The sequence below is a fragment of the Pedobacter suwonensis genome (genome assembly GCF_007833675.1).
Classification (GTDB): Bacteria; Bacteroidota; Bacteroidia; order Sphingobacteriales; family Sphingobacteriaceae; genus Pedobacter; species Pedobacter suwonensis.
In genome coordinates this window covers 391,146-407,909 of sequence record NZ_CP031708.1, presented here as the reverse complement: position 1 = coordinate 407,909, position 16,764 = coordinate 391,146, and the positions used below count along the sequence as shown (strand labels likewise).

The following is a 16,764-nucleotide window of genomic DNA, read 5'->3' as shown; positions in this document are numbered from 1 at the left end:
ATTTAAATAAAAAAACGCAGTTTAATCGTGTCGTCATGCTGAATTTATTTCAGCATCTTTCCCTCTATTCAGACCCTGAAATAAATTCAGGGTGACGAAATTAAGAAAAAGGGAATAACCTGCAAACTGCGTTTCTAACATGTAATCTGTCTTATTTAGCAAAGTTAATAATCTTTTCTGAAGATGATTTTTTCAATTTCTAACAATAATAAGTGGCGATTTTGGATTAAATGTATAGTTTTGATACCGCCGATTTATGACAGCAATAGAGATTTTACAAAAATATTGGGGGCACCAGGCTTTTAGGCCACTACAGGAAGACATTATCGCTTCGGTTCTGGACGGAAAAGATACTTTAGCGCTTTTGCCAACAGGTGGCGGTAAATCAATCTGTTTTCAGGTGCCGGCATTGGTGAAGGAGGGAATCTGTATCGTGGTTTCTCCACTAATTGCCCTGATGAAAGATCAGGTAGAAAACCTGAAATCGAAAGGGATTGAGGCCATTGCCATTTATGCCGGCATGGGTAAACGCGAAATCGATATTTTGCTGGATAACTGTATTTATGGCAAGGTTAAATTCCTGTACCTTTCGCCAGAAAGATTACTTTCAGAATTGGTTCAGGTCAGGATTTCTTACATGAATGTTAACCTCATTGCGGTTGATGAAGCACACTGTATTTCGCAATGGGGTTACGATTTTCGCCCGCCATATCTGCAGCTATCCAAACTGTGCGAAATCTTACCAGGTATCCCGGTTTTAGCGCTTACTGCAACCGCTACTGAATTTGTGCGGAAGGATATTGTAGAGAAACTGGAAATGAAAGATCCACAGATCTTTGTAAAAAGCTTCGCAAGGGATAATTTAAGTTATGTGGTTGTTGGTCATGAAGATAAATATAAAAAGCTGATCAATATCTGTAAAAATGTTAAAGGTACAGGTTTAGTGTATGTTCGCAACCGACGGGAAACCGCAGAGGTGGCCAATTTTATCAACCGGAACGGAATTAAAGCCGATTTTTACCATGCTGGACTGGAACGCGATGTACGCTTTCTGAAGCAGGAAGAGTGGAAGAATAATAAAACCCGGATCATGGTGGCTACCAATGCTTTCGGCATGGGTATTGATAAAGCAGATGTTCGTTTTGTGGTGCATCTGGATTTGCCTGAAAGTTTGGAGGCTTATTACCAGGAGGCGGGCAGGGCAGGTCGTGATGAAAAAAGAAGTTACGCCGTTTTATTGGCCAATCGATCCGACATCATGGGCCTGGAGTCGCGGTATTTGGATAGCTTTCCCTCGCCAGATGAAATCAGAAAAACCTATCATTATCTCGGCAACTATTTTCAACTGGCATTTGGAGCGGGCGAAGGTTTAACCTTTCCATTCGATATCGCTGATTTTTGCAAACGGTTTAATGTAAATGTTTTAAAAACAATTTCTGCACTAAAGTTTTTAGAACATGATGGCTATCTTACCTTTTCTGAAAGTGTTTTTTTACCTTCCAGGATAATGTTTATTGCCGGCCATGAGGATGTTTATCGTTTCCAGATCGAAAATAAGGCTTATGATGGAATAATAAAGACCATTTTACGCTCTTATGGAGGCGCTTTTGATGGTTTCGTTAAAATTAATGAAGCGGATTTAGCCAAGAGAACAGGTTTATCTTATAATGATATTATTGCTTTGCTGAATAAATTGCAGACCATTGAATTGCTTACCTATATCCAGCAAACAGATCAACCGCAGTTGCAGTATGTTAGACCGAGGGTAGATATGGATCACTTTGACCTGGATGTAAAATACCTGGAACTGAGAAAAGAGATTTTACACAAGCAGATCAATGCGGTAGTAGCTTATGCCTCATCTAATTTGTGCAGAAGCATTCAATTGCTTAATTACTTTGATGAACATCATACCAAAAAGTGTGGTGTCTGCGATGTTTGTCTGGCTGAAAAGAAAGCCGAAAACCACCAATCTGAACGTGAAGAAATCGATTATGAAATTATTTCTTTGCTCCAACAACAAACGCTCAGCCTTGATGATTTGGTTAGTCATATTAAAAATGGCACAGAAACAGATAGAATTGATGCTATAAGAGAGTTACTGGATGCAGGGAAGATTAAAACTGATGGGAAGAAGTATTATTTGGAGATGTGAGATGTGAGATGTGAGATGTGAGATGTGAGAAAAATGCCTATCAAGTTAGCAATAAAATATTAGTTTTGTAATGAACTATTTAATCAGTATCCTCAAACAATCAGTGCAGTCTTCCTAGAAGCGAAAAATAAATGATAGAAAAAGACAATAAGAAAACCATACGCTCATGGGCTTTCTTCGACTGGGCAAATTCTGCCTATAATTTAGTTATTACCTCGACTATTTTCCCTGTTTACTATGTTGCCATTACCACAACCAAACTGCATGGCGACGAAGTAACTTTTTTTGGTAAAACGGTTATAAATACCGTTCTATCGAACTATGCACTTGCCGTAGCTTACTTATTAATGGTCGTATTGCTGCCGGTGTTATCTTCTTATGCTGATGCAAAGGGCAAAAAGAAATTCTTCATGAAATTGTTTACCTATATCGGATCATTCTCCTGTATGGGTTTGTTTTTCTTCAAATTAGAAACTTTAGAAGCTGGAATTATTTGCTTCGTTCTGGCCGCAATGGGTTATGTGGGTGGTGTGATGTTTAACAATGCCTATTTGCCGATAATTGCTTCAAAGGATAATCAGGATAAGGTAAGTGCCCAAGGGTTTTCATACGGCTATATCGGCAGTGTAATTTTACAGCTGGTCTGTTTTGTTTTTGTACTAAAACCGGAACTGTTTGGAATTACTGATCAGTCGTTACCAGCTCAGATATCGTTTCTGCTGGTTGGGATATGGTGGTTTCTATTTGCCCAGATACCTTTCAAGGCATTACCGAAAGACGTTCCTAACGCAGGATACATTAACAAAGGAATCATCAAAAGCAGTTTTGGAGAATTTGCAAAGGTATGGGGCCAGTTAAAGCAAATGAAGTTTTTGAAAACCTATTTAATTGCTTTCTTCTTTTATTCAATGGGCGTGCAAACCATTATGCTTGCTGCTGCCGGTTTCGGTGCAAAGGTTTTAAAACTGGAATCGGGTAGCTTAATTGCTGTGATCTTAATCATTCAGCTTGTTGCAATTCTGGGTGCATGGTTAATGTCGATTTTAGCCAAAAAATTGGGAAATATTAATGTTTTGATGATTGTTGTATTGATTTGGATAGGTTGTTGCATTTATGGATACTCCATAACAAATCAATATCAGTTTTACGCTTTGGCCGCCATTGTTGGTCTGATTATGGGAGGAATACAATCTTTATCCCGTTCCACTTACTCTAAACATATTCCGGAGCACACAACCGACACTGCTTCATTTTTTAGCTTCTACGATGCGACAGAGAAACTGGCAATTGTAATTGGTTTGTTTAGTTTTGCATTTATTGAGGGTTTAACCCATAATATGCGCCAATCCATCATCGCTTTGGCATCCTTTTTTATAGTTGGATTGGTATTTTTAGCATTCCTGAAAAAAACCGAGCGCAATGAAACCGCAAAATTGTAAGTTTGCAGACTAAAGAATTTGTTGATGAAAGTAGAATTGTTTGTTCCCTGTTTTGTAGACCAGTTATATCCCGAAACCGCTTTCAATACGTTGAGATTATTAGAAAAGTCGGGATGTAACGTAACATACAACTCGAAACAGACCTGTTGCGGCCAACCGGCCTATAACGCGGGTTATTGGGATGAAGCCAAACAGGTAGGAACTAAATTCTTGAACGATTTTTCCGAAAATACTTATATCGTTGCTCCCTCTGCATCGTGTGTGGGAATGGTAAAAGGTGGTTATAACGACCTGTTTACCAATACCATTGTTCACAATAAATGCAGGAGTTTGCAATCCAACATCTGGGAATTATCCGATTTTTTGGTTAAGGTGGCGAAAAAAGATTATTTCGGTGCCGAGCTGGAAGGGAAAGCAGTGTATCATGATTCTTGCAGTGCGTTACGCGAGTGCAAAATTAAAGACGAGCCGCGTCACTTACTTTCGAAAGTACATGGACTGGAAATGATCGAAATGGAAGATACCGATATGTGCTGTGGTTTTGGCGGGACATTTGCCGTTAAATTTGATGCCATTTCATCTGCAATGGCCGAACAGAAAGTGAACCATGCCCTGGCTCAGGGTGCTGATTATATTATATCAACGGATCTTTCTTGTCTTCTGCACCTGCAAGGTTACATTGATAAAAATAACCTGCCGATCAAAACCATGCATATTGCGGATGTGCTTTGTAATGGCTGGCTGGAGAGTACGGAATATTAACTTAAACATAGACGGTTTGATTTTCTCCATGGTCTGTGTCCTCACAGACCATTTCCATTGTAATTAAAATTTCGGTCTGTGAGGACACAGACCGAGGAAAACTGTTTTAGGTTAAATAAACCTGACCGACAGCGTTATCCCGATTTAAAGAGCGATTTTAGAATAAAGTCGATTTAATCGGGATTAAGCAAACGGCGGGACTATCGTTACCGAAAAGCTACTGCAATTGCTTTCCAAAAAATCTATTGTAAAAAATAAATTACATCTGCTTTAAATAGCTTGCGCAGGCGATATAGAGGTTGACTTTAACACAATTTAACACGTTTAAATTATAATCTAAAATATCTTTGTTAAACCTTTTTTAAGCTTTCGTATCTAATCCACAAAACTAAATCGTAATGAAAAAAATAACCTTCGCTCTACTTGGATTTTTATCAATTGTATCGGTTGCGCATGCACAAAAGAAAAAAACTTCGGGAGCTATACAGTTTGAAAACACCATAGATCCTGCAGCTATGGCGTCAGCCAATGGCATACAGTTAACTGATCAGATGAAAGCGAGGATGCCTTCATCAAGCAAAACCAATTTTGAATTATTATTTACAGCAACCAATGCCAGTTATATGCCGGTTGAAGAAACGGAAGATAGCAACGGTGCAGGTGGCGGCGGCGGCGGAATGGGCCGGATGATGATGCGTTTTGGTGGTGGCGGCGGCAATCGGGAATACTATTACAACTTTGCTGATAAAAGTTTAACTGAAGTATTCGACCTGAATGATACGACTTATTATATGCCGAGCAAGTTAACCCTATCTACTTCCGGTCCAATTTCTTCGTTCAGAACGGGCGGTGGCAACTCAAATGATACGACAAGGTCAAAAATAGCTCAGGCACCAAAAATTGAAGTGGTTAAAACTGACTCAACCAAACAGATTTTAGGTTTTACCTGTCACCAGGCCATTGTAAGATCGACCAGGGCCATCAAAATTTTAGATATGGATAAAAATGTGGTGGAAGAAACCAAAATCTGGTACACCAATGATTTAGGTTTCGATTTCTCTCCTAATCCAAATATGTGGACAGAAGGTGCGGTATTGGCTATTGAGGGTAGAGGGAACAGCTCGATTGCCAAGAGCATTGAATATAGAAATGTAAGTGCAAAAGATGTTACTGCACCTAAAAAAGCAAAATTGATTACCCCTGAAGAATACAAAACCAAGATGGAAAATATGATGAAACGTTTTAGGCAGAACAGACCAGCAGGTGGCGGCCAGGGAAGAGCTTTTGGAATAAATTAATTAAGAATCAACCTAATATAGATCAAGCCCTGAAGTTTTTAAGCTTCGGGGCTTTTTTTGTATCATTTTTGAAGCGATTATTTGTAATGCTGACATATTTCCTATAATTGGGCTCAGATAAAAGCCTAACCAAGTGATTATAACAGAAAACAGGGCAGAGCTGCTCCACACCAAACAACATTTTGAAATTTTGGACGGATTGAGAGGCGTAGCTGCCATAGTAGTGGTCATTTTCCATTTTATGGAAATTGCCATTACCGATTATAGCAAAAATTTTATCGGTCATGGTTACCTGGCTGTTGATTTCTTTTTCTGTTTATCGGGCTTTGTCATTGCGTACGCCTACGATAACCGGGCGGCGCACATTGGTATTACGCAATTTTTTAAACTAAGACTAATCCGTTTACATCCTTTGGTTATTGTTGGTGCCGTGTTGGGCCTGCTAACCTTTTTATTTGATCCTTTTAGTGATTTTTACCCTGTTTATGGCTTCGGTAAAACAGCTTTGTTATTTTTAACCTCTGCTTTCCTGATCCCATACCCAATTATGCCAGAGCGTTACACCAATTTATTTTGTTTAAATGCACCAGCATGGTCACTGTTTTGGGAATACATCGCTAATATATTTTACATCCTGCTGCTTTATAAAATCAATAAAAAAGTATTAATAATTCTTTTTTTGGTTGGCGCGGCAGTGCTTTGTTACGTAGCTGTACAATCTAAAAATCTCAGCGGTGGCTGGGGCGGACAAAATTTCTGGGACGGTGGAGCAAGGGTATTGTATTCATTTTCAGCCGGTATGCTCGTTTACCGGTTTAACCTTATCATTAAAAACGAATTAGGGTTTTTGGGAATTACTGCACTATTATTGGTAGCTTTTTTATTTCCTTTTAATGATGATTATAATTGGATTAGCGAATCGATAATTGTGTTGCTCTATTTTCCATTATTGGTCTCGCTAGGTGCGGGCGCAACGTTGAGTCCGGCTTTAAGAAAGATTTGCCGGTTATCCGGCGAACTATCTTATCCGCTTTATATGACGCATTATCCATTTATATGGGTTTATCTTACCTATGTAGCAGTGGATAAACCTAAAGGTATGATGCTTTTTGGTGTGATTCCGGTTTCGGTAATCCTGCTTGTTATTTTAGCTTACCTCATTATGCGGTTTGTTGATACACCTTTACGTAAATATTTGAAAGGTAAATTAGTAAGTGAAGCCTGAGGTGATATGGATTGAACCTTGCTTTTTGATCAATAAAACCATATCTTCGCACAAAATAGAATCACATTGTAAGTGATCTTTAAAACTTTTTTATTTAAAATTTAAATCATAGTTGTAGATGATTAACATTACTTTACCTGACGGCTCGGTCCGTCAGTACGAAAAGGGCACTTCTGCCCACCAGATTGCATTATCAATTTCTGAGGGCTTAGCCCGTAACGTGTTAGCCGCTGAGGTTAATGGCGAAGTTTGGGATTCAACCAGGCCGATTGAATCAGATTCTACAGTAAAACTGTTGACCTGGAATGATGCAGCCGGAAAATCTACTTTCTGGCATTCTTCTGCACACTTAATGGCAGAAGCGCTGGAAGCGCTTTACCCGGGCACCAAATTTGGTATCGGTCCGGCAATTGAAACCGGTTTTTATTATGATGTAGACTTTGGCGACCGCGAATTTTCTTCGGATGATTTCAAAGCCATTGAAACCAAAATGATCGAACTGGCTAAACAAAAGGAAACTTTTGTGCGCGAAAGTGTAAGCAAGGCTGATGCGGTAAAATACTTTACCGAAAAAGGCGATGAGTATAAATTGGATTTAATTGATGGCCTGGAAGATGGTAAAATTACTTTTTATACCCAGGGTTCATTTACCGATTTATGCCGTGGCCCACATATTCCCAATACTGGTTTTGTAAAAGCCGTGAAACTGATGAATGTGGCTGGTGCTTACTGGAGAGGTGATGAAACTAAAAAACAGTTAACCCGCATTTATGGAGTTACTTTTCCTAAGGCGAGCGAGCTTACCGAATATCTTTTAATGATTGAGGAAGCAAAAAAACGCGACCACCGTAAATTAGGAAAAGAGCTGGAGCTTTTTGCTTTCTCTGAAAAAGTAGGTATGGGCTTACCGCTATGGTTGCCTAAAGGAACTGCTTTACGCGAACGTTTGGTGAACTTTTTAACTAAAGCACAGGCTAAAGCAGGCTACGAGCAAGTAGTAACACCACACATTGGGCATAAAAACTTATATGTAACTTCTGGTCACTGGGAAAAATACGGTAAAGATTCTTTCCAGCCGATCAAAACTCCGCAGGAAGGAGAGGAGTTCTTCCTGAAACCGATGAACTGCCCGCACCACTGTGAAATTTACAAAACCAAACCACGTTCTTACAAAGACCTTCCGGTTCGGTTTGCAGAGTTTGGTACTGTTTACCGTTACGAACAAAGTGGTGAGTTACATGGTTTAACCCGTGTACGTGGTTTTACTCAGGATGATGCGCATTTGTTCTGTATGCCAGAGCAGGTGAAAGACGAGTTTAAAAAAGTGATCGATTTAGTGCTTTATGTGTTCAAATCCTTAGGTTTTGAAAACTATACCGCACAGGTTTCTTTAAGAGATCCTGAAAACAAATCGAAATACATCGGCTCTGATGAAAACTGGAAATTATCAGAGACGGCCATTATCGAAGCTGCTGCAGAAAAAGGCTTAAACACTGTTGTAGAATATGGTGAAGCTGCCTTTTATGGTCCTAAGCTCGATTTTATGGTGAAGGATGCCTTAGGAAGAAAATGGCAATTGGGTACTATTCAGGTCGATTATAATCTACCTGAACGTTTCGAATTGGAATATACCGGTAGTGATAACCAGAAGCACAGACCGGTAATGATTCATCGTGCGCCTTTCGGTTCACTGGAGCGATTTATTGCTGTTTTGATCGAACATTGTGCCGGAAACTTTCCGTTATGGTTAAGTCCTGAACAGTTTATTATTCTTCCTATTTCAGAAAAATATGAAGAATATGCAAAAAAAGTTTTAGATGAACTAAATAATTCCGATATTCGCGGGCTGATTGACTTTCGTGATGAGAAAATCGGTCGCAAAATACGCGACGCGGAAGTTAAAAAGATCCCATACATGCTCATTATCGGCGATAAAGAGATGGCAGAAGGAAAAGTTTCTGTTCGTAAACATGGTGAGGGAGATTTAGGCGAAATGACGTTGGAAGAGTTCAACAATTTATTAAGAAAAGAAATAACAGTTTAAATTAAAATAATACAAATTTGGCATTAGGAAGACCAGGATTTAACAGGGGACCACGTCCACCTTTTAAGAAAAAAGAAGCAGAGCATAACATTAATCAGTATATAAAATCGCCTGAAGTGCGTTTAGCTGGCGATAATGTTGAACCGGGGATTTATCCTTTGGCGAAAGCTTTGGCACTTGCTGATGAACTGGAATTGGATTTGGTAGAGATTTCTCCAAACGCTGTACCGCCAGTTTGTAGAATTATTGATTATAGTAAGTTTGTTTACGAGCAAAAGAAAAAGCAGAAAGAAATTAAAGCTAATGCCAAACAAACTGTAATTAAGGAGATCCGTTTTGGGCCTAATACCAACGACCACGATTTCCAGTTTAAATTAAAACATGCGGTGAGCTTTTTAGAAAACGGTGAAAAAGTTAGGGCTTACGTGCATTTTAAAGGCAGGGCAATTGTGTACAAAGAACAAGGAGAAATTTTATTGTTAAAATTTGCCCAGGCTTTGGAAGATGTAGGAAAAGTGGAACTGTTGCCTAAATTGGAAGGTAAACGGATGTTCCTGACCGTTGCGCCTAAAGTAGCAAAAAAATAAAAACAATTTTATAAATTAAATAACAGGTTATGCCAAAAATGAAAACCAATTCCAGTGCTAAAAAGCGTTTTTCGCTTACTGGAACAGGTAAAATCAAAAGAAACAAAGCATACAAAAGTCACATCTTAACCAAGATGAGTACTAAACGTAAACGCGCGCTTGGAAATGCAGGAATTGTAACAGATGCAGATTCAGGTAACGTAAAACGTATGCTTTGCATCGGAAAGTAATTCATTAATTTCACCAGGTATCAGGCATTAAAGTTCCTTAACAGGACGCCGCTTACCAAAAAACAACAACAACATGCCACGTTCGGTAAACGCAGTAGCTTCGAGAAGAAGAAGAAAAAAGATCCTTAATTTAGCCAAAGGTTATTGGGGAGCAAGAAGTAAGGTTTATACTGTTGCTAAAAACACAGTAGAAAAAGGTTTGCAATATGCATACCGTGACCGTAAAGTTAAGAAAAGAGAATTCCGCGGATTGTGGATCCAACGTATCAATGCTGGTGCACGTCAACACGGTATTTCTTATTCTCAATTAATCGGTAAATTAGCTTCAAAAGAAATCGGTTTAAACCGTAAAGTATTGGCTGATTTAGCAATGAATCACCCTGAAGCTTTCAAAGCTGTAATTGATGCAGTAAAATAGAAATTTTCGCCTAAGCGATATTCATATTTTAAAAAGGTTCCGATGCAAATCGGGACCTTTTTTCTTTAAAAAAAGGATCGTCACCCAGACCTGTAGCGCAAGCGGAAAGCTAGACAGTAAATTTATATCCTGATCTTGCATTAAAGTGGTAATAGGATAACAGATGCTGAATTTATTCAGGATGACGGTTGCGTACTATAAACGCTTAGTATCCAAACGCCCTACGCACTGTGGCCTAACCGAGGCTATTGGTAAACTTCATTCTAATCCCACTCTGAAAGTTGAGGATGATTTTAAAGATTTCGATCAGTGTTACCTTCTCAATTTTAGTTAAACTATCAATTTCAATAAAGTTATTTGGCGCTGCCTGATTATTCATGATCAGATTGGCCTGGTGTTTTAATCTTAATCCCATCAGGTAATAATAGGATTGGGAAAGCTCATTAAATTGCTTTTCGCTAAAAACGCCCAGATCTCTTAAAGCCTTTAAACGTTCGCCGGTATTCTCCTTTTGAAAAATCCTGTTTTGTAAAGCATATACCCTCGCCAGGTCGACAATGGGGGTCATGGCAGTTTTAATATCAAATACCTCTTTTTTGTGAATTTTTTGCGTTCTGATATTTTTAAAATAGGTAAGGGGCGGCTCGTAAAGCAAAGCATTTTTAGCCAGGTATACGTAGAATTTTTCAATGGGTTTTTGCAACTCTTCATTTACGAATGACCTTAGGCTTTCCATGATTGCCAGATCGCCATAGATGGCCCTGCAATCGAAGAATGCAGCAAATTTCACAGCAGTTTCAGGCAGAGCTTCTTCAATCCAGTTTTTATAATTATACTTCCAGTGCGATAATGAATGCGTCCAGTTTGGATTGGTGGCCATATAGTCGCCGTCGCAATATACAAAGCCCACAAAGTTCAACTTATCAGAAACCTGGGTTGCCAGATCGAGAAAGTAAGAGCGTACGGCCGCTCTGTTTTCTTCCGCCGTATCTTCATATATAATGGCATTGTCCTGATCGGTTTTTAAACTCAGTTCTTTTCTACCCTCACTGCCCAAAACCATAAACACAAATTTGGCAGGCGGTGGACCTAATTTAGCAATAACATCTTCAATAATTTTAAAAGAGATGGTATCGGCAATGGTGGTCACTACCTCGTTTACAATCTTCGAGTGCACACCCCGCGTAAGCAGTTGAGATACGATGCCCGGTACTTTCTGCCATTTAAGTTTTAAATCGTTTGTATTTACAGCCGACTTTACCGATTGGATAAAAACCAATGGAGACTCCGCCTGTTCGCTCAACAGTCGGTTTCTGCTTAAAAAACCAACAAAATTTCCGTTATCGTTTACCAATAGATACCGCGATTTTTTGCTGAACATCATCAATATGGCCTCATAAACATAAGCATCTGGTGTTATGGTCATGATATTGGTGTCCATTACTTCATCAATAGGTAAATCTGCACTCAATTGCCTGGCGATGACATTGTCTCTCAAAGTAATGTCAGTTACAAATCCTAAATAATCTCCTTCGTCATTTTTAACAAAAAGACAGCTGGTTTTTTGCTCCGACATTTTAATCGCAGCTTCAAAAATTGGTGTGTGGGGGCTACAACTCACAATTTTTCTGAAAGTAATATCTCCAATACGGGCAGTATAAATTCGATCGGCGAGTCTATCTTCCATTAAAAAGGTCCTTTAAAATTCTTTTAAACGAAAATTCTTTTATCTTTTCTTTCTCCATGTTAAAGGTATGCTCCTGTTGGTAAATTGAAGGTAAGTTAATTTTATCTGTTTTTAAAAGGTGAAAGAAAATCTTTGCAGTGTTTAGTGTATCAGATAAAGCGTTGTGGATGCTTTCGGGCGCCTCATTAAATAAGATGGTGTAAAATTTATCCAGTTTTAAGTGACTGATTACGGTATTGGTAATATAAGGTGCACTTGCCTTCATGGTACAGAAAAATGAGAGGTTTTTAAATATGTTTTCTCTACCAAGACGGTATAATTCAACATTTACCATATGATAATCAAGTTCAATAAAGTGGCCTATAACCAAAGGTTTGTACTTTTCTATATCGTCAGCAAACTGGAACATCACCTGCTCTTTGTTTTCTCCATGCTTATGCAGGTATTCTGGGGTGATTTTATGAATTTTTAGTGCTGACTGGTCAATGCTGAAATCGGTATTCTTGATATAGTGATTCTCACGCTTAATTTCTTGATAGGCCTGATCATAAATAATCCATGCAATTTGAACAATATAAGGCCAGTTCTTTTCTTTAGAATAGGGGGCAGTCCAATTTTTAGGCAGGCCCGAGGTTTCGGTATCAACAACGAGGAAGTATGCTTGCAATTCTGATTGGTTAGATAAATAGTAGCTGGATGTTATTTCAAAGATAAGTATTATTCGGTAGCGGCATAATTAAATTGAGTGTTGCTTTGAGAAAATATAACAAAATTAGTAAGCTCTGCCAAACAAAATCTGTGTAGACAGCGCTATCCGTTTCAGTTGATATTAATACTTTTTTTGAATGCATTCGGAGGGTATTTCCGAAGATATCACGATTTACTAATGAGCAAAAATGCCAGAGCGGCCAGTATCGAACCTATAGCAGGACCAACAATCGGTACCCAGGCATATGCCCAGTCGCTGCTTCCTTTTCCTTTCATTGGGATTAGAAAGTGAATAATCCGCGGACCCAAATCTCTCGCCGGATTGATGGCATAGCCAGTTGTTCCACCTAATCCCAAACCAATTACCCAAACTAAAAATGCTACGGGGATTGCACCGATGGAACCTAAGCCAATAGGGGTGGTCACCGTTTCTTTCGTGCCCATGCTGGCATCCGTAAAATAAAAAATCACGAATATTAACACGAATGTTCCGATAATTTCTGATAACAAATTAGAGGAATTGTTTCTGATGGCCGGAGCAGTTGCAAAAGGTGCGGCCTTTAAAGCCTGATCGTCAGTAGCATCGAAATGGTCTTTATATATCAACCAAACCAGAAACGATCCTGTCATGGCTCCGGCCAACTGGGCTAAAACATAAAATGGAACCAGCGCCCAGCTAAAGCCTTTTCCAATGGCAAGTGCGAGGGTTACTGCCGGATTTAAATGTGCCCCGCTATAAGGACCTGCAACAACAACCCCTGTAAATACGGCCAGGGCCCAGGCCGTTGTAATAACTATCCACCCGCCGTTATTACCTTTTGTGCCTTTAAGCACTACATTAGCTACAACACTGTTTCCTAAAAGAATCATGATTGCAGTACCTATAAATTCTGAGAGATATACATTCATTATAAAGTTTTAAGCGATTGAATTAATTTATTAGGTCGTTTAGAATTAAAAGCAATTTGCAGCAGGCATCTGTTTAATCCAAGCTAAGGATGCCCGCATAAATATCAATTGTCAATCCTGAGTTAGTCGAATGGCCTGCTTTAAATCTCTTACAAGCAGTCTCAATGAATTGCAATTTATTTTATAGCCCCTAGGATGGTCATTTACTGGCTTTCTGCACTCACCCTTGCTGCTTTTACGGCCCTGTTCCAGCCTTTTATTCGTTCTGTATTATCAATTCCTACTTCAGCAATGAAAGTTTTGTTTATCTTCCATTGCGAACGGATCTGATCGATACTTTCCCAAAAACCGGTAGCTAAACCGGCAAGGTAGGCAGCGCCAATAGCGGTTACTTCAGTTACATCGGGTCTGATTACCTTACAGTTTAGCAGATCGGCCTGAAACTGCATCAATAAATCATTGGTGGTGGCGCCGCCATCCACTCTTAACTCTGAAATATTTACACCCGCATCTGCTTCCATCGCTTTCAGCACATCCATCGTTTGGTAAGCAATACTTTCTAATGCTGCCCTGGCAATATGTGATTTGTTCGTGCCGCGGGTTAATCCGGTTATGGTGCCGCGTGCATGTTGATCCCAGTGCGGAGCGCCTAAACCTGCAAAAGCAGGAACCACATAAACGCCATCGGTATCATTTACTTTTTTAGCTAAAGTTTCTACGTCAGCCGATTTAGAAATCAGTCCCATTTCATCACGCAACCACTGCACAACAGCGCCACCTATAAAAATACTGCCTTCTAAAGCATAATTTACTTTACCATTAATTTGCCAGGCCACGGTGGTTAACAGGTTGTTGACGGAAATTTTTGGCTTTTCTCCGATATTCATCAGCATAAAACAACCTGTGCCGTAGGTGTTTTTTACCATTCCGATTTCGGTACACATTTGCCCAAATAAAGCCGATTGCTGATCGCCGGCTATCCCTGCAATCGGGATTTTTGCAGCCAGTATTCTTCCCGCTGTTTCGCCATAAACCTCGCTTGATGATTTTACCTCCGGAAGCATTGCTTTTGGGATAGAGAAAAGCTCGAGCAGTTCTTCATCCCAGCTTAAGGTATGGATGTTATAGAGCATGGTTCGGGAGGCGTTGGTTACATCAGTTACATGTTTTGCACCTGCTGTTAATTTCCAGATCAGCCAGGTATCTATGGTGCCAAAAGCCAGTTTTCCTGCTTCTGCTTTTTCACGCGTGCCTTCAACATTTTCCAAAATCCACCGGGCTTTAGTGGCAGAGAAATAAGAATCTATGATCAAACCTGTTTTCTGCTGTATTTTATCGCCGAGCCCTTTTGCCTTAATTTCATCGCAATAGCCAGCAGTACGCCTGTCTTGCCATACAATTGCGTTATAAACCGGTTTTCCGGTTTCTTTATCCCAAACCACAGTGGTTTCGCGTTGATTGGTAATTCCGATAGCTTCAATATCACCTACGGTTAAGCCTGCTCTAACAATTACTTCTGTTACAACAGCCAATTGTGTAGACCAGATTTCCATTGGATCATGCTCTACCCAGCCTGCCTTAGGATAAACCTGTGTAAATTCGCGCTGTGCGATGGCAACAATTTCGCCATTATAATTAAAAATAATAGCCCTCGAACTTGTGGTTCCCTGATCGATGGATAAGACGTATTTACTCATCATTAAAATTTGGTTAGCGGTTTCTGCCTTTTAGTTATTTTATATAATCATCATAAAGGTAACCATCAGCTAATTTATTGAAAGTTTTAATTTGCTCGGTTTTCCAGTTTTCATCTGCAGCTAATTCTTTGCACAGGAGAGCCGCTACCCGAGGCGCCATATCTTTAGCAGCCTGTGCATCAATAAATAACACCCTCAGTCTTCTGCTTAAGATATCTTCTACAGTTTCTGCCATTTCGTTCCTTGCAGACCAAACCACTTCGGCCTCAATGAAAGGAAAAGACGGATGTAATGGTTTTTCAAGGCCCGGGTTTTGTTTAATCAAGGTTTCAATTTTACTACGATCTGATCCATATATGGCCAGATGACCACTTGCCGAACTGGCTGTACTCCCGTGTATATTTAAATTCTGAGTTACACATGCTTTATGTTTTAAACCCGCATGTGCAATAGCTAAATTCACTGTTTCTTCCGCCATTAGGCGGTAGGTAGTCCATTTGCCGCCTGTAATCGTAATCAATCCCTTTGCGGATACAATCAGTTTATGGTCTCTGCTGATTTCCTTTGTGCTGTTCGGATCACCAGAGGTAGGGGCAGCCAGGGGACGTAAACCTGAGAATACGCTTAAGATATCTTTTGCCATGGGTTTACGGTTGAAATAGCCTGCTGCCGTACTGATAATAAAATCTACTTCTTCTTTTAATGCCCTCGGTTCTAAACTATGTTCGTTTAACGGCGTATCGGTAGTGCCTACCAGTAAATGCTCATGCCAGGGAACAGCAAATAAGACCCGCCCATCAGTGGTTTTTGGGATCATTAGTGCTGATTCACTATTTAAAAAGGTTTTGCTGAGGACCACATGTACACCCTGACTGGGCCTTACCATCTTCTTTGTAGCAGGATTGTTCATTTGCAGTATATCATCGACAAATACTCCCGTTGCATTAATGACAACTTTACCCTTATATTGAGCTGTTGAACCCGTTATAGTGTCTTCTGTTGCAATACCGGTAACCGCATCACCGCTTTTTAAAAGGGCTGTTACTTTGGTGTAGCTGAGTAATGATGCACCCTTTTCGATAGCCGTTTGTGCAATGTTAATGGCCAAACGGGCATCATCAAACTTGCCGTCATAGTACCTGATGCTTCCTTTTAATCCCCGTGCCTTAATGCCAGGCATCATATTTAGGGTTTCTCTCTCGGATAAAAATTTAGATTTGCCAAAGCTGTATTTGCCTGCCAGCCAATCATAAAGGGTAAGCCCCGTTAAATATTTTATAACAGAAAACCAATCATAGCATGGAATCAGAAATTGTTCTTTATCGACAAGGTGTGGCGCGTTTTGTTGTAACAGACCACGTTCTTTCAGTGCATGTTTAACCAAAGAAATGTCGCCCTGCGCAAGGTAGCGGACACCTCCGTGAACCAGCTTGGTACTTCTGCTGGATGTTCCTTTGGCAAAATCAGCCTGTTCTACCAATAGCGTTTTAAAACCACGGCTTGCAGCATCTAGTGCCGTACCTAAACCTGTTGCACCGCCACCAATAATAATAAAATCCCAATTTATATCATCAGCCGGTTGATGTGCATGCAATCTTTTCATTG

General features: G+C 39.8%; 14 protein-coding genes. 9 read left to right on the top strand and 5 right to left on the bottom strand.

The window, feature by feature from the left end; translation table 11 throughout:
* Window positions 1-256 precede the first annotated feature (256 nt).
* The 9 genes from DV942_RS01595 to rplT all read left to right on the top strand — a co-directional run bounded on the left by DV942_RS01595 (window position 257) and on the right by rplT (window position 10,158).
* A complete protein-coding gene (locus tag DV942_RS01595) occupies window positions 257-2,155 on the top strand; it encodes a RecQ family ATP-dependent DNA helicase (RefSeq protein WP_145854703.1) in 1,899 nt (632 codons plus the stop codon).
* A 131-nt stretch (window positions 2,156-2,286) separates the two neighbouring features.
* Window positions 2,287-3,594, top strand: coding sequence for an MFS transporter (locus tag DV942_RS01590; protein WP_145854701.1), 1,308 nt, complete (start codon window positions 2,287-2,289; stop codon window positions 3,592-3,594).
* A 24-nt stretch (window positions 3,595-3,618) separates the two neighbouring features.
* Window positions 3,619-4,356, top strand: coding sequence for a (Fe-S)-binding protein (locus DV942_RS01585; RefSeq protein WP_145854699.1), 738 nt, complete (start codon window positions 3,619-3,621; stop codon window positions 4,354-4,356).
* A 398-nt stretch (window positions 4,357-4,754) separates the two neighbouring features.
* Window positions 4,755-5,654, top strand: a complete 900-nt coding sequence (locus tag DV942_RS01580; protein ID WP_090979542.1) for a hypothetical protein — start codon at window positions 4,755-4,757, stop codon at window positions 5,652-5,654.
* A gap of 133 nt (window positions 5,655-5,787) precedes the next feature.
* Window positions 5,788-6,879: an acyltransferase family protein gene (locus DV942_RS01575; RefSeq protein WP_342354895.1), complete on the top strand. Its 1,092-nt coding sequence runs from the start codon at window positions 5,788-5,790 to the stop codon at window positions 6,877-6,879.
* A gap of 118 nt (window positions 6,880-6,997) precedes the next feature.
* Window positions 6,998-8,923 (top strand): threonine--tRNA ligase, encoded by a 1,926-nt coding sequence (thrS, locus tag DV942_RS01570; RefSeq protein WP_145854697.1) that lies wholly within the window; start codon window positions 6,998-7,000, stop codon window positions 8,921-8,923.
* 17 nt (window positions 8,924-8,940) lie between these two features.
* The gene (gene infC, locus DV942_RS01565; RefSeq protein ID WP_051691975.1) at window positions 8,941-9,510 is read left to right on the top strand and encodes a translation initiation factor IF-3; all 570 of its coding nucleotides are present in this window, start codon (window positions 8,941-8,943) and stop codon (window positions 9,508-9,510) included.
* A gap of 29 nt (window positions 9,511-9,539) precedes the next feature.
* Window positions 9,540-9,740: a 50S ribosomal protein L35 gene (rpmI, locus tag DV942_RS01560; RefSeq protein WP_010600880.1), complete on the top strand. Its 201-nt coding sequence runs from the start codon at window positions 9,540-9,542 to the stop codon at window positions 9,738-9,740.
* 73 nt (window positions 9,741-9,813) lie between these two features.
* On the top strand, window positions 9,814-10,158 hold the full coding sequence (rplT, locus tag DV942_RS01555) for a 50S ribosomal protein L20 (protein ID WP_025144714.1): 345 nt from the start codon (window positions 9,814-9,816) through the stop codon (window positions 10,156-10,158).
* A gap of 235 nt (window positions 10,159-10,393) precedes the next feature.
* Here the strand turns inward: rplT and DV942_RS01550 are convergent, their stop codons facing one another.
* From DV942_RS01550 to DV942_RS01530, 5 genes are all read right to left on the bottom strand, one after another.
* Window positions 10,394-11,845, bottom strand: a complete 1,452-nt coding sequence (locus tag DV942_RS01550; protein ID WP_145854695.1) for a DUF294 nucleotidyltransferase-like domain-containing protein — start codon at window positions 11,843-11,845, stop codon at window positions 10,394-10,396.
* Entirely contained in the window at window positions 11,835-12,512 is a 678-nt protein-coding gene (locus DV942_RS01545; protein WP_186462392.1) for a 3'-5' exonuclease, read from the bottom strand. The genes DV942_RS01550 and DV942_RS01545 overlap by 11 nt, the downstream gene beginning before the upstream one ends.
* 206 nt (window positions 12,513-12,718) lie before the next feature.
* Complete coding sequence (locus tag DV942_RS01540; RefSeq protein WP_145854691.1) at window positions 12,719-13,462, bottom strand: MIP/aquaporin family protein; 744 nt, start codon at window positions 13,460-13,462, stop codon at window positions 12,719-12,721.
* 203 nt (window positions 13,463-13,665) lie between these two features.
* Window positions 13,666-15,159 carry a glycerol kinase GlpK gene (gene glpK, locus DV942_RS01535; RefSeq protein WP_145861539.1) on the bottom strand — a complete coding sequence of 498 codons (1,494 nt, stop codon included), beginning with the start codon at window positions 15,157-15,159 and terminating at the stop codon, window positions 13,666-13,668.
* A 34-nt stretch (window positions 15,160-15,193) separates the two neighbouring features.
* A complete protein-coding gene (locus DV942_RS01530; RefSeq protein ID WP_145854689.1) occupies window positions 15,194-16,762 on the bottom strand; it encodes a glycerol-3-phosphate dehydrogenase/oxidase in 1,569 nt (522 codons plus the stop codon).
* Window positions 16,763-16,764 lie beyond the last annotated feature (2 nt).